Here is a 24,048-nt window from a genome sequence, read left to right on the forward strand (position 1 = left end):
GGCCGGTGCCAATGACGGCATCGGCGACGCCGAGGTACCGGGCGGCTCGAAGGTCAATTTCCAGGGCGACGCCTGGGTCTCGGTTCCGCGCGGCACCTGCCTGACCACCGCGCTGCCGGTCCAGCCGGACGGCACCCCGCGCCGCGGCGCGCTGCAACCCCTGGAGCGCGACCTCCCTTGAGTAGCCGGGCGACCCGCGTCCGTGTCCCGGCGCACACCCGCCGCTGGCGGAGCGGCGAAAATGAGCGCCGCGCCAGACGCGGGCGCCGTCAGGACGCGAGGCAGCCCTTCGGGTCGCCCGCCGCGTAGCCGCGCTGGAAGGCCGCCTCCCGTTCCGCGATCGTGCCGAGCCCGAGCCCGCCGAGCGCCTCCGGGCCGCCGCCCCACCAACTCGCCCGCGCCTCGGCGACACGGCGCGTGCCCAGGATGGCGAGGCCGTAGCGCCCCTCCGGTACCGGTCCGATCCGGCGGGCGGCGTCCCGCGCCCAGACCCCGGCGAGGCAGTCGGTCCCCGCCACGGAGCCCGAGCCGCCGAGCTGGTCGAGCGCCGGTCCCGCGGCGACGGCGGCGATGACGAGCTTGGTCGCCTGATCCTCGATCTCGCGCATCTGAGCCGGCATCGCCGCGAAGAGAGCGAGGTCGAAATAGAGCGCGCGGTTGTCCGGACAGTAGAACGGGCCGGTCGCCTGTCCCGCGCCGGCGCAAGGCGCCGGCGTCGCCTCGACGAAATAGCGGTGCCCGGCGATCCGGTAGCCGCGCCCCATGCCAGAGAAAAGCCGCCCCCAGGTCGCCTGAATATCCGCGAGCGTCACGTCGATACGGCGCGACTGCGCATCGGCGGCGTCGGATGTCACCTTCGACGGCGGCTCGCGATTGGCGAACGCCGCGGCGAAACCGACCGCGCCCAGGCCAACCAGCAGCGCGACGATTCCGAGGACCGGCCCCGCGCGGCGGGCGATCGAGGGCGCGGGCGGGACGGCGGGCGCGGGGATCGGTCGGCTCATGCTCTTCCTCCGCGCGGGCGCGTGGCGGCGGCCTTGACGCGCCCCGCGGCCTGTGATTCTTGGGGCCGAGTTATCCGAACAAGGCCTGAAGAAAGTGCTAGCGCACAGCCCAGACGCGGACCGCCTTGCGCGGCGACGTGGAATCGGCGCCGCCGCCGGTTCCGCCGCGCTGCTCCTCGGCGCGCTCGGTTTCCAGTATCTTGGCGGCCTCGCGCCCTGCCATCTCTGCCTGCTGCAGCGCTGGCCGCACGCGGTCGCCGTGCTGCTCGGTCTGTCGCTTCTCGTCGTTCCGGCCCGCGTCACGCTGGCGCTCGGCGCGCTCACCCTGCTGGTGGGCGCGGGCATCGGCGCCTATCACGTCGGCGTCGAACAGAAATGGTGGCAGGGACCGATGACCTGCACCGCGCCGGATCCCGGCTCGATCCCGGCCGGGGATCTGCTGAACCAGATCCTCGCGACGCCGGTGGTGCTGTGCGATCAGGTGGCCTGGAGCTTTCTCGGCGTCTCGATGGCCGGATGGAACGCGATCCTGTCGCTGATCCTCGCCGGCCTTTGGCTGCGCGCCTACGCCTCGAGCTCGGCGTCCCAGTAGAGATAGTCCATCCAGCTGACGTGCAGATGGTTCGGCGGGAACTTGCGCCCGACGTTCTGAAGCCGCTCCGGCGTCGGGCGGTAGGCCGCGCGGCGAAGATGCATCCCCGCCTGCCGCAGCGTCTTCGACCCCTTGCGCAGGTTGCAAGGGCCGCAGGACGCGACGACGTTCTCCCAGGTGGTTCGCCCGCCCTTCGACCGCGGCACCACATGGTCGAAGGTGAGATGATCCTTCGCGCCGCAATACTGGCAGGTGAATTCGTCGCGCAGGAACAGGTTGAAGCGGGTGAAGGCCGAGGAGCGCGCCGGCTTCACATAGTCCTTCAGCACCACGACCGACGGGATGCGGATCCGCACCGAAGGCGAATGCACCATCGCATCATATTCGGCCAGCACCACCACCCGGTCGAGGATCGCCGCCTTGATGGCCTCCTGCCACGGCCAGAGCGACAGCGGCAGATAGGAAAGAGGGCGAAAATCGGCGTTGAGGACCAGAGCGGGATGATCTCGCAACCCGGTGGGATTGCGAATGAAACTGGGCGTATGAGTGCTTTGCAGCATGTATACATCCCTTGCGCGGGTCTGACGCGTTCCCGGCGGATGCGCGTGGAACGACGAACCCTGCTTCGACTATATCTCGTCAAGATGGACTGGCAAGCCCCTAGATACCGGCATGGTTTCCAGTGCCTGCCACAATATCGCGCAGGTCCGACGGTTCTGTGACGCGGCTAGCCCGCGGCGGCGAACCGATCGCGGATGAAATCGAGCGCGAGGCCGAGCCCGTCGGGCGCTATTCCGTGTGCGGTGCCGCGAGACACGTGGGCATAGGTCTCGACGCCGGCGGCGACCAGCGCGTCGCCCGCTTCCGACAGGTGCGCGATCGGCACCATCGGATCAACGTCGCCATGGACGAGCAGAACGGGCGGCTTGCTCGCGATCTCGCCCGCCAGCCGCTCGGGCCGCAGCAGCCGGCCCGAAAAACCGACGATCCCGGCGAAGGACTTCGCCCGCCGCAGTCCGACATGCAGCGCCATCATCGTGCCCTGGCTGAAGCCGAAGAGCACGGTGCGCTCCGGCCCGATCCCCTGCTCGGCCACCGCGTCGAGCCAGGCGTCGAGCGTTGCATAGGCCTTCTCCGCCGCGGCCTCGGCCACCGCCTCGGGCGTGCCATCGAGCCGCGGAATGGGAAACCACTGGAACCCCATGGGATTGTTGCGGCAGGGTTCGGGCGCGTTCGGCGCGAGAAACCGCGTATTCGGCAGGTGCGGCGCCAGCGGATCGGCGAGGCCGATCAGATCCCCCCCGTCCGCGCCATAGCCATGCAGGAAGATGACAAGGCTGTCGGCGCGACCCGAGGCGGCGGGGCGTTCGGCCGTGGTCAGAAGTCCGGTCATCGCACACCCTCGCGCTGATTCATGACGCGGTAATAGGCCCAGAGCAACCGGGCCGCAACCGCGCGCCAGGGCGACCAGGCGAGGCTCATGGCGCGGAGATCGCTCTCGCTCGGGCGGGTTTCGATCTGGAAGAGCACTCGGGCCGCGTCGCGCAGCGCGAGGTCGCCGGGCGCGAAGACGTCGGCCCGACCGAGGCTGAACATCGCATAGATTTCGGCGGTCCAGACCCCGACGCCCTTGACGCGGACCAGTTCGGCGACGACTTCCTCGGTCGGCAGCGCGCGCAAGGCGGCGAAATCGAGGCCGCCGCCCGCGATCGCCCGGGCATAGGCGATCTTTTGTCGCGACAGGCCGCAACCACGCAGAAGCTCGTCGGACAGCGCCGCGAGCCCGATCGGCTCGGTCGCGCCCGCCGCCTCGAGGCGCGCCCAGATCGCCGCGGCGGAGGCGGTCGAAACCTGCTGGCTGACGATCGCCGAGAAGAGCGTGGCAAAGCCGTCGGCGCGGCGGCGCAGCGGCAAGGGGCCGGTCAGCTCCAGCGCGCGGGCGAATCGCGGCTCGACGGCGGCGAGCCAGGCGGCGCCCTCGGCCACGTCCGACTCGGTCTCGATGATCCGTCCAACCATGCGCCCTTCCCCACCGCGGCCGCGCCCGCCGGTCAAGCCCTCCGCGACACGCAGGCGCATTTTCCGGATGACCGCGCGCCGGGTCTCGCGTCCGCCGGCGAAGCCGGCTAGCATCGCGTCCATGCTTCGCACTCCCCTCGCCCTGTTTCTCGCGATCGCGCTCGGGTCGCCGGTCCTCGCCCAGGAAGACGGCGGCTGCGTCGTGCTGCTGCACGGGCTCGGCCGCGGCGAATCCTCGTTCCTGGTGATGGAGGAGGCGCTCGGCGCGGCCGGGTTCCATGTGGTGAACGAGGGCTATCCCTCGACCGAGATGACCATCGAGGACGCGCTCGGCTACGTCACCGACGCGGTGAAGCTCTGCGGCGAGGAGCGGGTGAATTTCGTCACCCATTCGATGGGCGGCATCCTCGCCCGCGGCTGGCTCGCGATGAACCGGCCGGCCAACATGGGCCGCGTGGTGATGCTGGCGCCGCCGAACCAGGGGTCGGAGATTTCCGACGCCTTCCGCGACCTCGGCCTCTATCGCAGGCTGACCGGTCCCGCCGGCCAGGAGCTGACCACCGACGGCATCGTCGGACAGCTCGGGCCGGTCGATTTCGAGCTCGGCGTCGTCGCCGGCGATCGCTCGATCAATCCGCTGTTCTCCAGCATGATCAAAGGGCCCGACGACGGCACCGTCTCGGTGGCGAGCACCAGGGTCGAGGGCATGGCCGACCATATCGTCCTGCCGGTCAGCCACACATTCCTGATGAACAACCCGCTGGTGATCGCACAGACCGTGACCTTTCTGCGCACTGGCCATTTCGACCACGCGCTCACCTTCCGCGAACTGCTCCGGCGCCTGACCGCCCGCTGACAACCGCCGCCCGGCTTCCGATTGACCACGGATCGACGCCGGACCTCCCGAAAGCCCGCCTGATCTACGGCGCGGCGGGGCTCGCGTCCGGCGTCCCGGACGGCAGATGGCTCAGAAAGTTCCGCCGCAGTTCCCGGATCCGCTCCGGATAATCCTTCGGGAACGTCCAGTAGTGCGCGCCGGAGGGGGCCGTGTCCTCGATCAGCCCGCGCTCGTCGGGGCGGGGGTGGAAGATCAGCTTCACCAGCACGTCGTTGCTGACCCAGGGGTCGTCGTACCAGAAGGTATGCGAGGTCGCGGCGAGGCCGGGCATGTCATCGGGCCGCACCCGCAGGATCTCGAGTCCCTGGTCCCGCGCCGCGGTCAGCAGCCAGTCCGTCGCCTCGGGGCTGAGTTCGGCGAGGTCAGGCCGGCCGGCGCGCGAGGCGCGGTTGACGATGCCCGAGAGCCGAAGGGCGCTGTCGCCGAGATTGACCGCCGTCGTCACCCGTCGCGCATGCGGCCCATAGACGCGCATATCCTCGACGAAGTCGCGGAAATCGGCGTCGGGCGCGGCGTGATACACCTCGCCCAGCCGATCGGCGGCGACCGGATAGTTCTCGGCCACGCGGGCGAGCGCGTCGCTGCCGACCGTCGCGCCGGCGCTGTAGGTGAAGACATTGACGTGCTCGGCGTCGGTATGTTCGGCCAGCAGGTCGATCAGCTCGGCCAGATGCGGCGCGGCGCCGAAGGCCGTCTCGATGTCGCTGGGGTAGCGCAGGAAATTCTCCGCCGTCGGCCAAGCGTAGAGCACGACCACGGAGTCGCGCCCGAGAAAATGGTGGAGCTGCGACGCCTGCCCCGCCGCCCGCTCGACCGTGGTGTTCGCGCCATGGACATAGACGAGGATATCGGGGTCGCGCGACCTGGCGAGCTCGGCGTTGATCTCGTCGAGCCAGGCCGTCACGTTGGCGTCGGGACCTTCCTGCGGGTCCGAGAGCGTCCCCGCCTCGCGCATCCGCTCCAGATTGATGAACGGCCGGTCGTCGGGATCGCCGCTCATCGTCCATTCGCGGATCTGGTCGAGCGTCGAGCCCTCGTCGCCGATTCGCAGATCCGCCGCGCCGACATGCAGGCGGCGGTCCGGGGCGACCGTGTAGATCCGGTTGTCGCGCGGTCCGATCGGCAGGCGGTTGGTCGCATAGAAGATGCTGATCTCGCTGCCATCGGCCAGCGCCGGGGCGAGATCGAAAAGCCGGTCGCTTCCGTCCTGAAAGAGAAGCGGCGCCGGCATCAGCCGCATGGGCGGGTGGTAGAACACGAAGAACGCGGCCACCGACGCGGCGACCACGACGACGAAGAACGCGAGCCAGCGAAACATGATCACCACGAAACCAGCCGGGCAATCGCGCCCGCGTCCGTCGGCATAGGGTCAAAGCGCGCCGGGGGAAAGGGACGGGCGCGGGGATCACGGGAAAACGACCGCGAGATCGCGGGTTCCGCGGCGCGGCGGAATTCGCTTTAAGCGCCGGATGACCAGCGTCGATTCCAGTTCCCTCCCGTCCGATCGCCGCGCCCGGCGCAATGTCGGCGTCCTCGTGGCGGCGACCATGATCCTCGGCAGCCAGCTTCCGGTGCATTTCATCCTCGGCGGCCTCGCCGGCCAGATGCTCAGCCCGAACAAGTGCTTCTCCACCCTGCCGATCTCGCTGATCGTCTTCGGCTCGATGCTGTCGGCGCCCGTCCTCAGCGCCGTCATGCAGCGCCGGGGCCGCGCCTTCGGCTTCGTGCTCGGCGCGGCGGGTGGCGGGATCGGCGCGGCGCTCTGCGCGGTGGCATTGCTCAGCGACTCCTTCGCGCTGTTTCTCGCCGGCTCGGCCTTGACCGGGGTCTATATGTGCGCGCAGGGCTTCTTCCGCTTCGCCGCCACCGACGGCGCGAGCCCGGAATTCCGGCCAAAAGCGATTTCCCGGGTAATGGTGGCGGGGCTCGTCTCGGCGATCCTCGGACCGCAGCTCGTCAAGCTGACCGCCGACGCCTTCGCCCCCGTTCCCTTCGCCGGCGCCTACGCCGCCGTCGTGCTGCTGAACGTCGTCGGCGTTTTCGTTTTCGCCTTTCTCGACAGCCCGCGCCCGGCGCCGCCACCTCCGGACGGGCCGCGGGCGCGCAGCTATCTCGATCTCGCCCGCGCGCCGCGCATCGCCGTCGCCATGCTTTGCGCGATGGTCTCCTACGCGCTGATGAACCTCGTGATGACCGCGACGCCGCTCGCGGTGGTCGGCTGCGGCTTCGGCACGGCGGCCTCGGCCGACGTGGTCAGCGGCCATGTACTCGCCATGTTCGCGCCATCCTTCTTCACCGGCGGGCTCGTCGTCCGCTTCGGGGCGGAGCCGATCATCGCCATCGGCCTCGTCTTTCTCGCCGCCGCCGGGGCGGTCGCGCTCGCCGGGGTTGATCTGCTGAATTTCTTCGGCGCGCTGATCCTGCTCGGGATCGGCTGGAACTTCGGTTTCATCGGCGCGACGGCGATGCTGACCGCGAGCCACCGCCCCGAGGAGCGCGGCAAGGTTCAGGGCATGAACGATTTCCTGGTCTTCGGCCTCGTCGGCCTCACCTCGCTCGCCTCGGGCGGCCTGATGAACTGCGTCGCCGGCGACGCGGTGTCCGGCTGGCACGCCGTCAACCTCGCCATGATCCCGATGCTCGCCGCCGCTGGCGCCGGATTGGTCTGGCTCCGCCTCCGCGAAGGGCGTCCGGCCTAGCCCGTCCACAATCCGCCCAGAACCGCCAGCCATTCACGCGGACGGCGGCGCGGCGCCGGTTGCGTCGGGCGCGTGACCGGCTCGGGGTCACTGGCGGCGTCGGGGAGCGCGATCCAGTCCTCGACGCTCAGAGGCGCCGGGTCCGGCCGCGGGTCGGACGGCGTCAATCGAAGCTCTCCGCGACCTCGTACATCACCGGCTCGAAGCTTCGGCAGAGCGCGGTCAGACGGCGGTTCCGTTCGCGCATCTGGTCCGAGCGCAGCATGGCGAGGAAATCCTCGCGCCGCCGCCATTGCGAATAGTTCGCGATCCGGGTCTGCGCGTCGTTCACATGCAGCCCCGCGCCGATGAAACCCGGCTGATGACGGATGAAGTTCGCATAGGCGTCGCGAAGCTCGTCAAGCAGGTCCTGACAGGTTCCGGGCGTCATGTCGAAGGTAGTGATGACGGTCTGCAGCGCGGCCCCGCGCGAAATCGTCGGCATGGCTTCTCTCCCCCTCCCGGCGCCGGGGTGAAATCCCGGGCGCGCGGCGCCGATTCGTAACATCCTGTTTACCAGATTCCCGGCCTGCTGGCGGCTGAGACCGGAGGATCGGGATGCGCGCCGCCGTCGCAGGGATCATTGTGGCACTATCCGCCCTCCGCGCCGAGGCCGGCGCCTGGCCGCGCGAGGAAGGCACGACCTTCATCTCGCTCAGCCAGGTCTTCACCACCGGCACCGAGTCGCTGCTGGCACCGACCGAAACGCTCACCTCCTACAGTTCGCTCTATGCCGAGTACGGACTGACCGGCACGACGACGATCGGCTTCGACGCGGCCTATGGCACCGGGCCGGAAGCGCGGCTGGGCACCGGCATCGCCTTTGTCCGCCGGCCGATCTGGGAAACCCCGTCGGGCCATCGCTTCGCCGCCGATTTCGGCGTCGGCTGGCGCACCGAGAGCGGCGATCAGGATGTGCGGCTGCGCCCGGGCCTCGCCTGGGGCCGCGGCTTCGAAAGCGCCTGGGGCAACGGCTGGATGGGGGTCGACGCCTCGGCCGAGCTGTTGCTCCCCTCCGACGACACGGCCTTCAAGGTCGACTTCACCACCGGCGTGAAACCGAGCGACGACTGGATGCTGATCTTTCAGGTGCAGACCGGTCGCTATGCCGGCACGGGCGCGCTGGTCCGCGTGGCCCCTTCGGTGGTGCGCGCGTTCGGCGAAAAGAGCCACCTGCAGATCGGGCTCGACGCCACCGTGTTCGGCGACGATTCGATCGGGGTGAAGCTCGCGACCTGGTTCAGTTTCTAGAGCGACCGGCCCGGCAGAACCGGGCCGGCCGCTCCGGCATATTGATTTGTCGCGATATGTTAGCCAACAGACGATCCCGTCTGGCTGGATATTGCTCTGATCGGAGCGGCCTCGAACGTCACCGAGATGTCGCGCAGGGCGACGCTCTCGATCCGCACGACACCGCCTTCCGGCCCGACGAGATCGAGGCCGACATGGGCGTAGATCACCCGCGCGTCCCAGACGAGATCGACGCCGGCGCGCCGTTCGGGGCCGACCACCGCCCGCGCCACCGCCACCGCGCCGCCGGCGCGGGGACGCACCAGCGGCCCCATGGTCAGCGGCCCGCGCACCAGACGCGCGCGGGCGCCGCCGGGCCAGGCCGCGATCCGGACCAGCGGGACGGGGCCGCGCATGACCCGCAGCCGCGCCGAGATCTCGAGATAGCGTCCCGCCCGTACCGGGACCTCGCCCATGTAGCGCAGGCTCTGCACCGGGTCGATCTTGCGCATCTCGAGACAGGGTCCGAACCGCTCGTCGTCCGGGATCAGCCTTGCATGGCGCACCGCCTCGTAGGTCGGGCTATCGGGTGTGCCGTCGCCGCGTGACCAGTCGTCGAGACCCTCGTGGAACGCCGGCGGCGACAGGTCGAGCGTGGCGGAATCGGCTGCGAGCATGATTTCCCCTATCGTCCGAAGCCGGGCGGAGGCCCGCCCCGGACGAAGGTGTTAACCGACCCCGGTTAACGGCCGGTTAACCATATTGCGCGCGCGGCGCCCGCTCAGGCCTCGATCTCGACGCGGCCCATCGGATGCGAGCAGCAGGCGAGGATCCAGCCGTCGGCGATGTCCTCGTCGGTGATGCCGCCGTTGTGCACCATATGCACCTCGCCCGACAGCTTGCGGGTCCTGCAGGTGCCGCAGACGCCGAAGGTGCAGCCCGAGGGGATATTGAGCCCCGCCCGCCGCGAGATGGCAAGGATGGTGTCCGCCTCGGTGCAGGTCACCGACTGGCCGCTGACCGCGAAGACGATCTCGGACGCGACCTTGGCGCTCGGCACCACGTCGTCGAGAACCGGCGCGTCGGCCTGGGTCAGCACCGGCGCGGTGAAGGTCTCCTGATGGTAGTGCTCCATGTCGTAGCCGAAGCCGATCAGCATGTCGCGGACGGCGCGCATGAACGGCTCTGGCCCGCAGCAATAGACCTCGCGGTCGAGATAGTCGGGCGCCATCAGGCCGAGCATCAGCTGGTTGAACATGCCGCGATAGCCGGTCCAGACATCGTGCGGATCGTCCTGCTCGACCACGAAATGCAGCTTGATCGACGGCACCCGCGTCGCCATGTGCTCCAGCCGCTTGCGAAAGACGAGCTCGCTCGGCCGTCTGGCGCACTGGACGAAGCAGATGTCGGGCTGACCGCCCAGATCCCAGCGGTAGGTGGTGATCGCCATCATCGGGGTCACACCGGAGCCCGCCGAGATGAGCAGAAGCTTGCGGTCCGCGGGCACGTCGGGGATGAAGATCCCGCCGGGCCCGATCGCCTTCACCGTCACGCCCTCTCGCAGGTTGTCGAGCATCCAGCGCGTGCCGATGCTCGCCCCCTGCGCCTTGACGGTCAGGGAAATCGACAGCGGCCGCGAGGGGCTGGAGGAGATGGTGTAGGTGCGGTGGATCGGCCCGCCGGCGACCGGCAGCTCCAGCGTCAGGAACTGGCCGGGGCGGTAGTCGAACCAGGCACCGGACGGCGCGCGGAACGAGAAGGAAACGATATCCGGCGCCTCGGGAACGACCGAGACGCATTCGAGCGGCTCGGTATCGCGCCAGGGCAGCGCGCCGACGAAGCGGGGAACGAGGTCGAGGCTCATGCCGTCACTCCGCCGCCATCGCCGCGCCGCCGCCGACCCGGTCGCCGAGGGTCCGACAGTACCAATCGACGAACTGGATCACCCCGTCCTCCTGGATCGCCGAGTACGGGCCGGGGACGTAGGCGGGCGAATTGATGCCCTTCTGGTTCTCCTCCACCACCCGCCGGTCCTCGTCGTTGGTGGCGATCCAGACCTCGGTCAGCTTCTTCAGATCGTAGTCGACACCCTCGACCGCGTCCTTGTGCACCAGCCACTTGGTCGTCACCTCGGTTTCGGTGGCGCTGATCGGCAGCACGCGGAAGACGATGGAATGGTCGGCGAGGAAGTGGTTCCAGCTGTTCGGATAGTGGAAGAACAGCAGCGAGCCCGCGTCGGCGAAGGGCGCGTTGGCGAGGCGCTTCACCGGCACGGCGGCCTTGCCGTCCATCGTGTAGCTCTCGCCGGCGCCGAGCAGCGGGATCCGGGCGAAGCGCCACTGGTGGCTCGGATGGATGACGAATTTCGACGGCATCCCCGCCGCCTCGCACTTCCGCCAGTGCGCCGTGACCAGCGGCTCGATCGCGCCGGTCTCGTCCATCGAGGTGAAGCCGGGGCGGTCCGGAAAGGTGCGGCAGAGCGCCGGATGCGAGCCGGCGCAGTGATAGCACTCGCGGTTGTTTTCGAGGACGAGCTTCCAGTTGCCCTTCTCGATGATCGTCGATTCATGGGCGATCCTGGCGTCGGTCAGCCGCTGCGGTCCCAGATAGCGCTTCGCCGTCTCGACGAAGCCGTCGATGGCGGGCGGTGTGTCCGAAAGGCAGACGAACACCATGCCGCCGGCATCGCGGCAGGCGACCGCCTTCAGGCCGTGGTCGGCCGGCTTGAAATCCGGTCCCATGTCGCGGGCGTAGAGCAGCCGCCCGTCGAGCTCGTAGGTCCATTGATGATAGGGGCAGACCAGCTTCGGCGCATTGCCCTTCGCCGCCGCGCAGACCCGACTGCCGCGATGGCGACAGGAATTGTGGAAGGCGCGGATCTGGCCGTCGGCGCCGCGGACGATGAGGATCGGATATTCGCCCACCTGCATGGTGACGAAATTGCCGGTCTTCGGGATCTCGCACGACGGGATCGCGAACAGCCACTCCTGGTACCAGATCGCCGCGAGGTCGAGTTCCAGGATCCCGGAGGAGGTATAGAAGGGCCGCGGCAGCGCGTGCCCGGGCTTGCGCTCGGCGAGCAGGGACGGAACGTTGGTGTCGGCGGACATTTCTCTCTCAACTCCTCGCACCGCGCGTTCGCGGCTGGCTTGGCTACACAGGTTCGGAGCGCGCGGGCCGGGTCGTCGCGCGGAGCGGCCCGCGCGCCTGACCGTCCGCGCCGCCACCCGCGGGCTCGACGTCTCGCAGGGCTGGTTTCCGGGCTTTGGAGGCACCTTGGGGCCGCCGCGACGCCGTCGCGGATTTCCCCGGTGACCTTCCGCCGCCACCAGTTCTCCGCCCGCCCCGGAGCGCGTCCTGCGCGAAGGACACTACGAAACCCGGGCGCCGCGGGACATCCGGATTGCGACGCAGCGTAGGTGATTTCAGACCAGCGACGGCGCCGGCGCCCCTTGATCGCTGGAGTTTGAGCGGCGGCGAAGCCCGTGGGGGTCAGGCACGATCTCGCGGTTGCGTATTTGGCGCGACCCTCGCTTTCGCCGATCCCCGGAAACTTCCGGCGGGCGCGAGGGTCGGGATTTTCCCCGGAGCGTGCAATCATGGCGCGCATGCCCCGCTTGACGGCCTCTTGCCTGGGCGCGGCGCGGCGTCTATGGCGTCGCGGCGGCCCGGCGCGCGGGCCCCACGAGCCGAAAAGCGAGCCCAAGGAGGCGCATGGCCGAGACGCTGAGCCTGATCCGCCCCGACGACTGGCACCTGCATCTGCGGGACGGGGCGATGCTGGCCGGCGTCCTGCCCGCCTCGCGTCACTTCGCCCGCGCGATCGTGATGCCGAACCTCGTGCCGCCGGTCGTCACCGCCCGAGACGCCGCCGCCTATCGCGCGCGCATCCTCGCCGCCCTGCCCGAAGGCCAGGATTTCACGCCGCTGATGACGCTCTACCTGACCGAGGCCACCGATCCGTCAGACGTCGCAGCCGCCGCCGCCGACGGGCTGGTCACGGCGGTGAAGCTCTATCCCGCCGGTGCCACCACCAATTCGGCGAGCGGCGTCCGCGACATCGAAGCCGTCATGCCGGTGCTGGAGAAGATGGCCGAAATCGGCCTGCCGCTCTGCGTGCATGGCGAGGTGACGGACCCGGAGATCGACATCTTCGACCGCGAGGCGGTGTTCATCGAGCGCGTGCTGGCGCCGCTGCGCCAGCGCCTGCCGGAGCTCCGGGTGGTAATGGAGCATGTCACCACCCGCGACGGCGTCGACTTCGTGCGCGAAGGCGGATCGAACCTCGGCGGCACGCTGACCGTCCATCACCTGATCCTCAACCGCAACCATCTGCTGGTCGGCGGAGTACGACCGCATTTCTACTGCCTGCCCGTACTGAAGCGCGAGACCCACCGCCAGGCGCTGGTCGCCGCGGCGACCAGCGGGATCGGCCGCTTCTTCCTCGGCACCGACAGCGCGCCGCATGCGCGCGCCACCAAGGAGGCCGCCTGCGGCTGCGCCGGGGTCTTCACCGCGCCGAACGCCCTGCCCTGGCTCGCTCATGTGTTCGAGGCCGCCGGCGCGCTCGACCGGCTCGAGGCCTTCGCCTCGCTGAACGGCCCCGCCTTCTACCGCCTCGCGCCCAATGCCGAGCGCATCCGGCTGGAGCGCGCCGGGGCGGCGACGCCGGCCGAGGTGGCGACGGGCGCCGGGCCCGTGGTGGTCTTCGACCCGGGCTTCGCGCCCGGCTGGCACGTGATGGAATGAAAGGACCGGCGATGCAGCGAACCTATCCTTCCGACGCCGAGATGGCTCGGCTGATGGCCCGCATGCTGTGGGAGATCGGCGCGGTGCATTTCAACGCCGCAGCGCCCTACAAGCTCTCCTCCGGCATGGCGAGCCCGGTCTATATCGACTGCCGCAAGCTGATCTCCTATCCCCGGATCCGCGGCGCCCTGATGGATTTCGCCGCGACGAAGATCCTGCGCGACGCGGGCTACGAGCAATTCGACGCCGTGGCGGGCGGCGAAACGGCGGGGATCCCGTTCGCCGCCTTCCTCAGCGAGCGCCTCGGTCTGCCGATGATCTATGTGCGCAAGGCGCCGAAGGGCCACGGTCGCAACGCCCAGATCGAAGGTCACATGCCCGAAGGCGCGCGGGTCCTGATGATCGAGGATCTGACCACCGCCGGCGGCAGCCTCTTCACCTTCGTCGACGCGGTGCGCGCCGCGGGTGGCGTGGTCAAGCATGGCATCGCGCTCTTCTACTACGACATCTTCCCCGAGGCGCGGGCGAACATGGAGGCCCGCGGTCTGACGCTGCACAATATCGCCACCTGGCGCGACGTGCTCGCCGTCGCGCGCGAGCAGCGCTTGTTCGACGAGAAGACGCTGGCCGAGGTCGGCGCCTTTCTGAGCGCCCCGCTGACCTGGTCCGCCGCGCATGGCGGAGTCGACCAGCTCGGCGGCTGACCTCCGGCCCCGCTTTCGACGGTTCTTTCCCGAGCCGCGATGGTTAATTTTTTGGCAACCACCCCCGTGGTGGCGCCGGCGTGCTCAGCGTGCTTGATCGTGATCAGCACATCGCGATACTGCCGGGTAGGTGGCGGCGCCGCCCGGGGGAACGAACGCTCTTGATCCAAACGACGACGCGAAAAAGCGACGCGACGGCTGCGAAACGCAATGGGCCGGCCGGCCCCGAGGACATCGACATGAATCAGCCACAGCCCTCCCTCCCGCTGTCGAGAACGCGTTCGACGGATCCCGAGGATATCGCCAACGAGATCGTCGATCGCCTGACCTATCGCATCGGCAAGAACGCCCGCGCCGCGAAACCCTACGACTGGCTCGAAGCCTCGATTCTCGTCATCCGCGACCGCGCCATCGAGCGCTGGATGGAGACGACCAGCGACACCTACGCGGCCGGCACCAAGCGGGTCTACTACCTCAGCCTCGAATTCCTGATCGGCCGGCTGATGCGCGACGCGGTCAGCAATCTCGGGCTGCTCGAATCCATGCGCGCCGCGCTGAAGATTCTGAAGGTCGATCTCGATGTCATCGCCGAACTCGAGGCCGACGCCGCGCTCGGCAATGGCGGCCTCGGCCGGCTCGCCGCCTGCTTCATGGAGAGCATGGCGACCGTCGGCCTGCCCGCCTATGGCTACGGCATCCGCTATCGCCACGGCCTCTTTCGCCAGAAGATCGCCGACGGCTGGCAGGCGGAATTCCCCGAGACCTGGCTCGAGCACGGCAACCCCTGGGAGTTCGACCGGCGCGAGGCGGCCTACGAAGTCGGTTTCGGCGGACTCGTCGAGTTCCACGAGGCCAATGGCTCGGAAGAGCGCTTCGTCTGGAAGCCGGCGGAGAAGGTGATCGCCACCGCCTATGACACGCCGATCGTCGGCTGGCGCGCCGCCCGCGTGAACACGCTTCGCCTGTGGAAGGCCGAGCCGCTCGACCCGATCCGTCTCGACGCCTTCAACGCCGGCGACCACACCGGCAGCCTCGCCGAGAGCAACCGCGCCGACGCGCTGACGCGCGTTCTCTATCCCGCCGACACTTCCGCCGCCGGACAGGAACTGCGGCTGCGGCAGGAATATTTCTTCTCCTGCGCCTCGCTCAAGGACATCATCCGCCGGCACCTGCAGCAGTACGACACGCTGGACAATCTCGGCGAGAAGGTCGCGGTGCATCTCAACGACACGCATCCCGCGGTCTGCGTGCTCGAACTGATGCGGTTGCTGGTCGATGACCACGGCATGGACTTCTCCCGCGCATGGGACGCGACGCGCGCCACCATCGGCTATACCAACCACACCCTGCTCCCCGAGGCGCTCGAAAGCTGGCCGGTGCCGCTCTTCGAGCGGATGCTGCCGCGCCACATGCAGATCCTCTACGAGATCAACGCCCGGCTGCTGCGGCAGGCGCGTGTCGAGATGAAGATGACCGATCAGCAGATCCAGAACATCAGCCTGATCGATGAAACCGGCGAGCGGCGGGTGCGCATGGGCAACCTCGCCTTCACCGGCGCGCATTCGATCAATGGCGTCTCGGCGCTGCATACCGAACTGATGAAGGAGACCGTCTTCGCCGATCTCCACAAGATGTTCCCCAAGCGCATCAACAACAAGACCAACGGCATCACGCCGCGCCGCTGGCTGATGCAATGCAACCCCGGCCTCTTCAACCTGCTGCGCGAGACCATCGGCGACGGCTTCGCGGACGATATCGACAAGATCCGCGAGATCGAGAAATATGCCACCGATCCGGAATTCCAGAAGAAGTTCGCCGCCGTCAAGCATGACAACAAGGTACGGCTGGCGGCGCTGGTGCGCGAGCGGATGGGGGTTCGGGTCAATCCCGACGCGATGTTCGACATCCAGATCAAGCGCATTCACGAATACAAGCGCCAACTGCTGAACATCATCGAAGCCGTGTCGCTCTACGACCAGATCCGTTCGCATCCCGAGCGGGATTGGGTGCCGCGGGTCAAGTTCTTCGCCGGCAAGGCGGCGCCGACCTATCACAATGCGAAGCTCGTCATCAAACTCGCCAACGACGTCGGCCGCGTGATCAACGCCAATCCGTCGGTGCGCGAAGTGCTGAAGGTGGTCTTCGTGCCGAACTACAACGTCAGCCTCGCCGAGGTGCTGGTCCCGGCGGCCGATCTCAGCGAGCAGATCTCGACGGCCGGCATGGAGGCTTCCGGCACCGGCAACATGAAGTTCGCCCTGAACGGCGCGCTGACCATCGGCACACTCGACGGTGCGAATGTCGAGATCAAGGAACAGGTCGGCGACGACAATATCGTGATCTTCGGCCTGACCGCCGCCGAGGTGGCCGAAAAGCGGGCCATGGGCCACAACCCACGCCAGCTGATCGAAAGCTCGCCCGAACTCAGCCAGGCATTGTCGGCGATCTCGTCGGGCGTGTTCTCGCCGGACGATCCCGGCCGCTACGCCGGGCTGATCGGCGGCCTCTACGAGCACGACTGGTTCATGGTCGCGACCGACTTCGACGCCTATGCCGAGGCGCAGGACCGGGTGAACGCGATCTGGTCCAATCCCTCGCAATGGTGGGAAAAAGCGATCCTCAACACCGCGCGGATGGGCTGGTTCTCGTCGGACCGGACGATCCGCGAATATGCTACAGACATTTGGGGGGTCAAACTGTAGCCTCGGAATCAACAAGGATGCCCCGGGGGAAACGGACGTGATCAAAGAGACGGCCAAGCCAAAGGCCGCGGCGCCCGCGGAGCTCGACTCCGGCGCCGTCGAGGCGATCGTTCACGGGACCCACGGCGACCCCTTCGCCGTCCTTGGACTGCTGGAGGCCGGCTCCGGCCTTGTCGCCCGTTGCTTCATCGCCGGGGCGGAGCGGGTCGAGGCCTTCACCCTCGACGGCAAGCCGGCGGGCACGCTCGCGCGCCGGCACGACGCCGGCTTCTTCGAGGGCAAGCTGCGCATCCGCAAGCGCCAGCCGGTGAAATACCACGCCAGCAACAACGGCGGCGACTGGTGGGTGGTCGATCCCTATTCCTTCGGCCCGGTGCTCGGGCCGATGGACGACTATTATATCGCCGAGGGCAGCCATCTGCGGCTGTTCGACAAGCTGGGCGCCCATCCGATCCATCACGAAGGCGCCGAGGGGGTGCATTTCGCCGTCTGGGCGCCGAATGCCCGGCGGGTTTCGGTGGTCGGCGACTTCAACGCCTGGGACGGGCGGCGCCATACGATGCGGTTGCGGCGCGACACCGGCATCTGGGAAATCTTCATCCCCGGCGTTCACGCGGGCCTGCCGTACAAATACGAGATCATCGCGCCCGACGGCGTCGTGCTGCCGCTCAAGGCCGATCCCTTCGCCCGCGCCGCCGAGCTGCGCCCCGCCAATGCCTCGATCGTCGCGCCCTGGCTCGATCACGAATGGGGCGACGCCGCGCATCGCGCCTTCTGGGCGGCGACGGACGCGCGGCGCCAGCCGATCTCGATCTACGAGGTTCACCCGGGCTCGTGGCAACGCGGTGAGGACGACGGTTTTCTCAGCTGGGACGAGCTCGCCGACCGGCTGATCCCCTATGTCGTCGACATGGGCTTCACCCATATCGAGTTCCTGCCGATCAGCGAGCATCCGTTCGATCCGTCCTGGGGCTATCAGACAACCGGCCTCTACGCGCCGAGCGCGCGGTTCGGTCCGCCCGAGGGTTTCGCGCGCTTCGTCGACGGAGCGCACCGCGCCGGCATCTCCGTGATCCTCGACTGGGTGCCGGCGCATTTTCCGACCGACGCGCATGGGCTGGCGCATTTCGACGGGACGGCGCTCTACGAGCATGCCGACCCGCGACAGGGTTTTCATCCCGACTGGAACACCGCGATCTACAATTTCGGTCGGCGCGAGGTGTCGAGCTACCTCGTCAACAATGCGCTCTACTGGTCGGAACTGTTCCATATCGACGGGCTGCGCGTCGATGCCGTGGCTTCCATGCTCTATCTCGACTATTCGCGCAAGGAAGGCGAATGGGTGCCGAACAAGTTCGGCGGCCGCGAGAATCTCGACGCGGTGGAGTTCCTGCGGGCCACCAATCGCGCGGTCTACGGCAGCCACCCGGGCACCGTCACCATCGCGGAGGAGAGCACGAGCTGGCCGAAGGTCAGCGCCCCGGTGCACGAGGGCGGGCTCGGCTTCGGCTTCAAGTGGAACATGGGTTTCATGCACGACACGCTGCAATATCTGTCGCGCGACCCGATCTACCGCGGGCATCACCAGAACGACCTGACCTTCGGCCTGCTCTACGCCTTCAGCGAAAATTTCGTCCTGCCGCTCAGCCATGACGAGGTGGTGCATGGCAAGGGCAGCCTGATCGCCAAGATGGCGGGCGACGCCTGGCAGAAGTTCGCGAACCTCCGCGCCTACTACGCGTTCATGTGGGGTTATCCCGGCAAGAAGTTGCTGTTCATGGGTCAGGAATTCGCGCAAGGCGCGGAATGGTCCGAGGCGCGCGCGCTCGACTGGTGGCAGCTCGACATCGCCGAGCATCGCGGGGTGCAGAGCCTCGTGCGCGACCTCAACCGACTCTACGCCTCGACGCCCGCGCTCCATGCCCGCGACTGCGAGGGCGAAGGGTTCGAATGGCTGATCGCCGACGATTCGACCAATTCGGTCTTCGCCTGGCAGCGCCGAGCACCGGGCGAAAATCCGGTCGCGGTGATCTCGAACTTCACGCCGGTGCCGCGGACAGGCTATCGGGTGCCCCTGCCCCGCGCCGGTCGCTGGCGCGAGATCCTCAATACCGACGCGGGTCTCTATGGTGGTGGCGGCATGGGCAACATGGGCGCGGTCGAAGCAATCGAGGACGGGGCCGGCGCGGCGGCGCGCATGACCCTGCCTCCACTCGCCACGGTCTGGCTCGAATTCGAGCCGGCATGAAGAGAGCCGAATGAAGGACACCGGTGCGAGAACAAGCACGAGGGGAGACTACCTAGTGGACAAGAAGACGCAGCCGCTGGCGCGTGACGCCATGGCCTATGTTCTGGCCGGGGGTCGCGGCAGCCGGCTCAAGGAATTGACCGACCGACGCGCCAAGCCGGCGGTCTATTTTGGCGGCAAGACCCGGATCATCGACTTCGCGCTGTCGAACGCGCTGAACTCGGGCATCCGCCGCATCGGCGTCGCGACCCAGTACAAGGCGCACAGCCTGATCCGCCACCTGCAGCGCGGCTGGAACTTCTTCCGGCCGGAGCGGAACGAGAGCTTCGACATCCTTCCCGCGTCGCAGCGCGTCAGCGAAACGCAATGGTACGAGGGCACCGCCGACGCGGTCTATCAGAACATCGACATCATCGAGGACTATCGCCCCGAATACATGGTGATCCTCGCCGGTGACCATATCTACAAGATGGACTACGAGTTGATGCTGCGTCAGCACGTGGATTCCGGAGCCGACGTCACCGTGGGCTGTCTCGAGGTGCCGCGGATGGAGGCGGTCGGTTTCGGCGTGATGCATGTCGATGCCGAGGACACGATCACCGCTTTCGTCGAGAAACCGGCCGATCCGCCCGGCATTCCGGGCAACCCGGACGTGGCGCTGGCCTCCATGGGCATCTACGTCTTCCACACCCGCTTCCTGATGGAGCTGCTGCGACGCGACGCCGCTGATCCGAACTCCACCCGCGACTTCGGCAAGGACATCATCCCCTACATCGTCGAGAACGGCAAAGCGGTGGCGCACCGCTTCAGCCAGTCCTGCGTGCGCTCGAGCAGCGAGGCGACCGCCTACTGGCGCGACGTTGGAACGGTGGATGCCTATTGGGAGGCGAATATCGACCTGACCGACATCATCCCCGAACTCGACCTCTACGAGACGGGCTGGCCGATCTGGACCTATTCCGAGATCACGCCGCCGGCGAAGTTCGTGCATGACCAGGCCGGGCGCCGGGGCTCGGCGGTCAGCTCGCTCGTCTCCGGCAACTGCATCGTCTCGGGCACCTCGCTTCGCCGCAGCCTGTTGTTCACGGGCGTGCGGGCGCATTCCTATTCCGCGCTGGACGAAGCGGTGATCCTGCCGGAATGCGACATCGGGCGGAATGTGCGGCTTCGCAAGGTCGTCGTCGACCGCGGCGTCAGGATTCCCGAGGGGCTGGTGGTGGGCGAGGATCCGGTGCTCGATGCCAAGCGTTTCCGCCGTACCGAAAACGGCGTCTGCCTGATCACCCAGTCGATGCTCGACCGGCTGGCGTAACCCGAACCAAGGACATCGCATGAAGACTGATCCCGCATGAAGGTCCTGTCGGTCGCGTCGGAGGTCTATCCGCTGGTCAAGACCGGTGGCCTCGCCGATGTCGCGGGCGCCCTGCCGCCCGCGCTGGCGCGGCAGGGGGTCGAGATGCGCACTCTGATGCCGGGGTATCCGTCGGTGATGGGGCGCCTCGGCGGGACGGGCGAGGTCGTCTTCGAATATTCCCATCTGCTCGGGGTGCCGGCCAGGATCATCTCGGCCCGGGTCGAAGGGCTTGATCTCTATCTGATCGAATCCCCCGCCCTCTTCAACCGGGCGGGCGGACCCTATGTCGACGGCGCCGGCATCGACCATGTCGACAACTGGCACCGCTTCGCCGCCTTGTCGCGGGCCGGGGCCGACATCGCCGCCGGCATCCTGCCGGACTTTCACCCCGACATCGTGCATGCCCACGACTGGCAGGCGGGCCTCACCCCGGCCTACATGCGCTATTCCGGGATCCAGCGCCCGTCGATCGTCACGATTCACAACATTGCCTTCCAGGGCCATTTCGGTGCCCAGGTGTTCGGCGGGCTGGAACTGCCGACCTATGCCTTCGCGCTCGACGGCGTCGAATACTACGGCGGCGTCGGCTTCCTGAAGGCCGGCCTCGCCAATGCGAGCGCCATCACCACGGTCAGCCCGACCTATGCCGAGGAGATCCGCTCGGCCGCTTACGGCATGGGGCTCGAAGGTCTGATCAGTACCCGCGCGCCGGTACTGTCCGGGATCGTCAACGGCATCGACACCGGCGTCTGGAACCCCGAGACCGACCCGGTCCTCGCCGAGACGTTCGGTCCGCGCAAGCTCAAGGGCCGCGTCGTCAACCGCCGAGCCATCGAGGCGCGCTTCGGCCTGCACCAGGACGAGGATCCGCTCTTCGTCGTCATCAGCCGCCTGACCTGGCAGAAGGGCATCGACCTCCTCGCCGAGGTCACCGACGACATCGTCGCGTCCGGCGCGAAGCTCGCGGTGCTCGGCGCCGGCGACGCCGCGCTGGAGGGCGCCTTCCTCGGCGCGGTCCAGCGCCACGGCGGCCGGGTCGGCGTCGTCATCGGCTATGACGAACCGCTGGCCCATACGATGCAGGGCGGCGCCGACGGCATTCTCATCCCCTCGCGGTTCGAACCCTGTGGTCTCACCCAGCTTTACGGCCTGCGCTATGGCGCGGTGCCGGTGGTCGCCCGCACCGGCGGCCTTGCCGACACGATCATCGATGCCAATTCCGCCGCGCTCAACGCCGGCGTCGCCACCGGCTTCCAGTTCCTGCCCGTCGATGCCGACGGTCTGCGCGGCGCGGTCCGCCGCGCGGTCTCGGTCTTTCGCAACCCGTCCGTCTGGACCGGCATCCAGCGCGCCGGCATGCGCTCGGATGTTTCCTGGGACCGCAGCGCGGCGCTCTACGCGGAACTCTACGCCTCCCTCGCCCCAAACGCCCCGGGATAAAGTCGCATGATCAAGACCGTCGCCACCACGCCCTACGACGACCAGAAGCCCGGCACATCCGGCCTGCGCAAGAAGGTGCCGCACTTCCAGCGGCCGAACTACGTCGAGAACTTCGTCCAGTCGATCTTCGACAGCCTCGAAGGGTTCGAGGGCAAGACGCTGGTCATCGGCGGCGACGGCCGCTACTTCAACCGCGAGGTGATCCAGATCGCTCTCAAAATGGCCGCCGCCGCCGGTTTCGGCAAGGCGATGGTCGGACAGGGCGGCATCCTCTCCACCCCCGCCGCCTCCAACGTGATCCGCAAGTACGGGGCCTTCGGCGGCATCATCCTCTCGGCCAGCCACAATCCGGGCGGGCCGACCGAGGATTTCGGCATCAAGTACAATACCGGCAACGGCGGCCCCGCGCCGGAGAAGATCACCGACGCGATCTATGCCCGCACCCGGACGATCACCGAGTATCGCGTGCTCGACGCGCCGGACCTCGATCTCGACGCGATCAGCACGCTCGCCCTCGGGTCGATGCGGGTCGAAGTGATCGACCCCGTCGCCGACTATGCCGAGCTGATGGAGAGCCTCTTCGACTTTCCCGCGCTGAAGGCGATGTTCGCCGGCGGCTTCCGCATGGCCTTCGACGCGATGAGCGCGGTCACCGGCCCATACGCCACCGAGATCCTCGAGAACCGGCTCGGAGCCGCGCGGGGCACGGTGCGCAACGGCACGCCGCTGCCCGATTTCGGCGGCCATCATCCCGACCCGAACCTCGTCCATGCCCGCGAGCTCCATGACGTGATGATGGAGGAGAACGCGCCGGATTTCGGCGCGGCCTCCGACGGCGACGGCGACCGCAATCTGATCATCGGGCGCGGCATCTTCGTCACTCCCTCCGACTCGCTGGCGCTGCTCGCGGCGAACGCCCATATGGCGCCCGGCTACGCGGCCGGCCTCGCCGGTATCGCCCGCTCGATGCCGACCAGCGGCGCCGCCGACCGCGTTGCCGAGAAGCTCGGGATAAACCTCTACGAGACACCGACCGGCTGGAAGTTCTTCGGCAACCTGCTCGACGCCGGCCTCGCCACCATCTGCGGCGAGGAGAGCGCCGGCACCGGCTCGAACCATGTGCGCGAGAAGGACGGGCTCTGGGCCGTGCTCCTCTGGCTCAATATCCTCGCTGTCCGCAAGCAGAGCGTGCGCGCCATCGCCAAGGAGCATTGGGAGACCTACGGCCGCAACTACTACGCCCGCCACGACTACGAGGGCATCGATTCCGCCGCCGCCAACGGTCTGGTGGACGCGCTTCGCGCCCGGCTCGCCACGCTTCCCGGCACCACGCTGTCCGGCCTCGTCGTGGCGGCGGCGGACGATTTCGCCTATCACGACCCGGTCGATGGCTCGACATCCGCGAATCAGGGCATCCGCGTTCTGTTCGAAGGCGGCAGCCGCGTGGTGTTCCGGCTTTCGGGCACCGGCACTTCCGGCGCCACGCTCCGCGTCTATATCGAGCGCTACGAGGCCGATCCGGCGAAGCTCGCCCAGGCGACCGAGGTGGCGCTGGCCGACCTGATCTCCGCCGCCGAGACCCTCGCCGAGATTTCCAGCCGCACCGGTCGGACCGCGCCCGACGTGATCACCTGACCCGCGGGGTTGAGTTGCCCGACGACGTCCGGTTCGGCGCCACGCCGACGCGCCGCGGCACGCGTTTCGCCGTCTGGTCCGGCGCCGCCGAGCAGATCTGGCTCTGTCTTTTCGACGCGGACGGCGCCGAAACCCGCCTGCCCATGGCGCGCGGGCCCGAGGGCGTGCATTCGCTCGAAGCGCCGGGCATCGGTCCCGGCGCGCGCTACGGCCTGCGTGCCGACGGCCCCTACGCTCCCGAGGCCGGGCTGTGGTTCGACCCGGCGAAATTGCTTGTCGATCCAGCCGCTCGGAGGCTCGACCGCGCCTTCACCTATGACCCGCGGCTCGGCGCGCCGCGCGACGCCGCCGTTGACACCGCGCCCTTGATGCCAAAGGCGCTGGTTCCCGCCACCACCCGCGCGATGAAACCGAAGCCGCCGCTGTTCCGCCCCGGCGGCCTCGTCTACGAGGTCTGCGTCCGCAGCTTCACCATGCTGCATCCCGAGGTGCCGGAAACCCAGCGCGGCACCATCGCCGCCCTCGCGCATCCCGCCGTTCTCGCGCATCTCAAGCGCCTCGGCGTCGGCGCCGTCGAACTGATGCCGATCACCGCCGGGATCGACGAGCGGCACCTGCCGCCGCTCGGCCTCGTCAACAGCTGGGGCTACAATCCCGTCGCCTTGATGGCGCTCGACCCGCGGCTATGTCCCGGCGGCGTGGCGGAGCTGCGCGACACCACCGCGGCGCTACGCA

At 68.3% G+C, this 24,048-nt stretch carries 21 protein-coding genes and 1 pseudogene; 13 read left to right on the forward strand and 9 right to left on the reverse strand.

Annotation, left to right across the window (positions count from 1 at the left end; genetic code table 11):
• A partial coding sequence (locus Q0480_RS09580) for a DUF2282 domain-containing protein (protein WP_299132404.1) occupies positions 1-181 on the forward strand: 181 nt, incomplete at its 5' end.
• A gap of 88 nt (positions 182-269) precedes the next feature.
• On the opposite strand, the gene Q0480_RS09585 is transcribed toward Q0480_RS09580, so the two are convergent.
• Entirely contained in the window at positions 270-1,004 is a 735-nt protein-coding gene (locus Q0480_RS09585; RefSeq protein WP_299132406.1) for a neutral zinc metallopeptidase, read from the reverse strand.
• A 94-nt stretch (positions 1,005-1,098) separates the two neighbouring features.
• On the opposite strand from Q0480_RS09585, the gene Q0480_RS09590 reads away from it, so the two are divergent.
• Complete coding sequence (locus Q0480_RS09590; RefSeq protein WP_299132407.1) at positions 1,099-1,596, forward strand: disulfide bond formation protein B; 498 nt, start codon at positions 1,099-1,101, stop codon at positions 1,594-1,596.
• Here Q0480_RS09590 and Q0480_RS09595 read toward each other — a convergent pair.
• The 3 genes from Q0480_RS09595 to Q0480_RS09605 all read right to left on the reverse strand — a co-directional run bounded on the left by Q0480_RS09595 (position 1,569) and on the right by Q0480_RS09605 (position 3,615).
• Positions 1,569-2,156 carry an HNH endonuclease gene (locus tag Q0480_RS09595; protein ID WP_299132408.1) on the reverse strand — a complete coding sequence of 196 codons (588 nt, stop codon included), beginning with the start codon at positions 2,154-2,156 and terminating at the stop codon, positions 1,569-1,571. The two genes, Q0480_RS09590 and Q0480_RS09595, sit on opposite strands and share 28 nt — an antisense overlap.
• A gap of 167 nt (positions 2,157-2,323) precedes the next feature.
• Positions 2,324-2,989 carry an alpha/beta fold hydrolase gene (locus Q0480_RS09600; protein ID WP_299132410.1) on the reverse strand — a complete coding sequence of 222 codons (666 nt, stop codon included), beginning with the start codon at positions 2,987-2,989 and terminating at the stop codon, positions 2,324-2,326.
• Positions 2,986-3,615 (reverse strand): DNA-3-methyladenine glycosylase 2 family protein, encoded by a 630-nt coding sequence (locus Q0480_RS09605; RefSeq protein WP_299132411.1) that lies wholly within the window; start codon positions 3,613-3,615, stop codon positions 2,986-2,988. Before Q0480_RS09605 ends, Q0480_RS09600 begins: the two co-directional genes overlap by 4 nt.
• 121 nt (positions 3,616-3,736) lie before the next feature.
• Here Q0480_RS09605 and Q0480_RS09610 point away from each other — a divergent pair, with 121 nt between their 5' ends.
• Positions 3,737-4,471: an alpha/beta fold hydrolase gene (locus Q0480_RS09610; RefSeq protein WP_299132412.1), complete on the forward strand. Its 735-nt coding sequence runs from the start codon at positions 3,737-3,739 to the stop codon at positions 4,469-4,471.
• A gap of 64 nt (positions 4,472-4,535) precedes the next feature.
• Here the strand turns inward: Q0480_RS09610 and Q0480_RS09615 are convergent, their stop codons facing one another.
• Positions 4,536-5,831 (reverse strand): alpha/beta hydrolase, encoded by a 1,296-nt coding sequence (locus tag Q0480_RS09615; RefSeq protein WP_299132413.1) that lies wholly within the window; start codon positions 5,829-5,831, stop codon positions 4,536-4,538.
• 151 nt (positions 5,832-5,982) lie between these two features.
• On the opposite strand from Q0480_RS09615, the gene Q0480_RS09620 reads away from it, so the two are divergent.
• A complete protein-coding gene (locus tag Q0480_RS09620; RefSeq protein WP_299132415.1) occupies positions 5,983-7,212 on the forward strand; it encodes an MFS transporter in 1,230 nt (409 codons plus the stop codon).
• 163 nt (positions 7,213-7,375) lie between these two features.
• Here the strand turns inward: Q0480_RS09620 and Q0480_RS09625 are convergent, their stop codons facing one another.
• Positions 7,376-7,696, reverse strand: coding sequence for an antibiotic biosynthesis monooxygenase family protein (locus Q0480_RS09625; protein ID WP_299132417.1), 321 nt, complete (start codon positions 7,694-7,696; stop codon positions 7,376-7,378).
• A gap of 113 nt (positions 7,697-7,809) precedes the next feature.
• On the opposite strand from Q0480_RS09625, the gene Q0480_RS09630 reads away from it, so the two are divergent.
• Positions 7,810-8,502, forward strand: coding sequence for a hypothetical protein (locus Q0480_RS09630; protein ID WP_299132419.1), 693 nt, complete (start codon positions 7,810-7,812; stop codon positions 8,500-8,502).
• A gap of 59 nt (positions 8,503-8,561) precedes the next feature.
• Here Q0480_RS09630 and Q0480_RS09635 read toward each other — a convergent pair whose 3' ends face one another.
• The 3 genes from Q0480_RS09635 to Q0480_RS09645 all read right to left on the reverse strand — a co-directional run bounded on the left by Q0480_RS09635 (position 8,562) and on the right by Q0480_RS09645 (position 11,591).
• Entirely contained in the window at positions 8,562-9,158 is a 597-nt protein-coding gene (locus tag Q0480_RS09635) for a hypothetical protein (RefSeq protein ID WP_299132421.1), read from the reverse strand.
• Between the two features lie 104 nt (positions 9,159-9,262).
• A complete protein-coding gene (locus Q0480_RS09640) occupies positions 9,263-10,345 on the reverse strand; it encodes a hybrid-cluster NAD(P)-dependent oxidoreductase (RefSeq protein WP_299132423.1) in 1,083 nt (360 codons plus the stop codon).
• 4 nt (positions 10,346-10,349) lie between these two features.
• Positions 10,350-11,591 carry an aromatic ring-hydroxylating dioxygenase subunit alpha gene (locus tag Q0480_RS09645; RefSeq protein ID WP_299132424.1) on the reverse strand — a complete coding sequence of 414 codons (1,242 nt, stop codon included), beginning with the start codon at positions 11,589-11,591 and terminating at the stop codon, positions 10,350-10,352.
• Between the two features lie 604 nt (positions 11,592-12,195).
• Between Q0480_RS09645 and pyrC the strand changes: the two genes are divergently transcribed.
• The 8 genes and pseudogenes from pyrC to Q0480_RS09685 all read left to right on the forward strand — a co-directional run.
• On the forward strand, positions 12,196-13,230 hold the full coding sequence (gene pyrC, locus Q0480_RS09650; protein WP_299132426.1) for a dihydroorotase: 1,035 nt from the start codon (positions 12,196-12,198) through the stop codon (positions 13,228-13,230).
• An 11-nt stretch (positions 13,231-13,241) separates the two neighbouring features.
• Entirely contained in the window at positions 13,242-13,934 is a 693-nt protein-coding gene (locus Q0480_RS09655) for an orotate phosphoribosyltransferase (RefSeq protein ID WP_299132428.1), read from the forward strand.
• A gap of 239 nt (positions 13,935-14,173) precedes the next feature.
• Positions 14,174-16,636, forward strand: coding sequence for a glycogen/starch/alpha-glucan phosphorylase (locus Q0480_RS09660; protein WP_299132429.1), 2,463 nt, complete (start codon positions 14,174-14,176; stop codon positions 16,634-16,636).
• Positions 16,637-16,673: 37 nt separating this feature from the next.
• A complete protein-coding gene (gene glgB / locus Q0480_RS09665) occupies positions 16,674-18,884 on the forward strand; it encodes a 1,4-alpha-glucan branching protein GlgB (RefSeq protein WP_299132431.1) in 2,211 nt (736 codons plus the stop codon).
• Positions 18,885-18,939: 55 nt separating this feature from the next.
• Entirely contained in the window at positions 18,940-20,196 is a 1,257-nt protein-coding gene (glgC, locus tag Q0480_RS09670) for a glucose-1-phosphate adenylyltransferase (protein WP_299132432.1), read from the forward strand.
• 36 nt (positions 20,197-20,232) lie between these two features.
• Positions 20,233-21,678: a glycogen synthase GlgA gene (gene glgA / locus Q0480_RS09675; RefSeq protein WP_299132433.1), complete on the forward strand. Its 1,446-nt coding sequence runs from the start codon at positions 20,233-20,235 to the stop codon at positions 21,676-21,678.
• A gap of 6 nt (positions 21,679-21,684) precedes the next feature.
• Positions 21,685-23,313: an alpha-D-glucose phosphate-specific phosphoglucomutase gene (locus Q0480_RS09680; RefSeq protein WP_299132434.1), complete on the forward strand. Its 1,629-nt coding sequence runs from the start codon at positions 21,685-21,687 to the stop codon at positions 23,311-23,313.
• 14 nt (positions 23,314-23,327) lie between these two features.
• A pseudogene (locus tag Q0480_RS09685) lies at positions 23,328-24,048 on the forward strand (glycogen debranching enzyme GlgX); the annotation flags it as partial.

This window comes from uncultured Amaricoccus sp., from assembly GCF_937891315.1.
In the GTDB taxonomy this organism is placed as follows: Bacteria; Pseudomonadota; Alphaproteobacteria; order Rhodobacterales; family Rhodobacteraceae; genus Amaricoccus.

Coding starts and splice junctions, on each gene's coding strand:
- Q0480_RS09585 (WP_299132406.1), bottom strand. CDS start 1,004: ATGAGCCGACCGATCCCCGCGCCCGCCGTCCCGCCCGCGCCCTCGATC.
- Q0480_RS09595 (WP_299132408.1), bottom strand. CDS start 2,156: ATGCTGCAAAGCACTCATACGCCCAGTTTCATTCGCAATCCCACCGGG.
- Q0480_RS09600 (WP_299132410.1), bottom strand. CDS start 2,989: ATGACCGGACTTCTGACCACGGCCGAACGCCCCGCCGCCTCGGGTCGC.
- Q0480_RS09605 (WP_299132411.1), bottom strand. CDS start 3,615: ATGGTTGGACGGATCATCGAGACCGAGTCGGACGTGGCCGAGGGCGCC.
- Q0480_RS09610 (WP_299132412.1), top strand. CDS start 3,737: ATGCTTCGCACTCCCCTCGCCCTGTTTCTCGCGATCGCGCTCGGGTCG.
- Q0480_RS09615 (WP_299132413.1), bottom strand. CDS start 5,831: ATGTTTCGCTGGCTCGCGTTCTTCGTCGTCGTGGTCGCCGCGTCGGTG.
- Q0480_RS09620 (WP_299132415.1), top strand. CDS start 5,983: ATGACCAGCGTCGATTCCAGTTCCCTCCCGTCCGATCGCCGCGCCCGG.
- Q0480_RS09625 (WP_299132417.1), bottom strand. CDS start 7,696: ATGCCGACGATTTCGCGCGGGGCCGCGCTGCAGACCGTCATCACTACC.
- Q0480_RS09630 (WP_299132419.1), top strand. CDS start 7,810: ATGCGCGCCGCCGTCGCAGGGATCATTGTGGCACTATCCGCCCTCCGC.
- Q0480_RS09635 (WP_299132421.1), bottom strand. CDS start 9,158: ATGCTCGCAGCCGATTCCGCCACGCTCGACCTGTCGCCGCCGGCGTTC.
- Q0480_RS09640 (WP_299132423.1), bottom strand. CDS start 10,345: ATGAGCCTCGACCTCGTTCCCCGCTTCGTCGGCGCGCTGCCCTGGCGC.
- Q0480_RS09645 (WP_299132424.1), bottom strand. CDS start 11,591: ATGTCCGCCGACACCAACGTTCCGTCCCTGCTCGCCGAGCGCAAGCCC.
- pyrC (WP_299132426.1), top strand. CDS start 12,196: ATGGCCGAGACGCTGAGCCTGATCCGCCCCGACGACTGGCACCTGCAT.
- Q0480_RS09655 (WP_299132428.1), top strand. CDS start 13,242: ATGCAGCGAACCTATCCTTCCGACGCCGAGATGGCTCGGCTGATGGCC.
- Q0480_RS09660 (WP_299132429.1), top strand. CDS start 14,174: ATGAATCAGCCACAGCCCTCCCTCCCGCTGTCGAGAACGCGTTCGACG.
- glgA (WP_299132433.1), top strand. CDS start 20,233: ATGAAGGTCCTGTCGGTCGCGTCGGAGGTCTATCCGCTGGTCAAGACC.
- Q0480_RS09680 (WP_299132434.1), top strand. CDS start 21,685: ATGATCAAGACCGTCGCCACCACGCCCTACGACGACCAGAAGCCCGGC.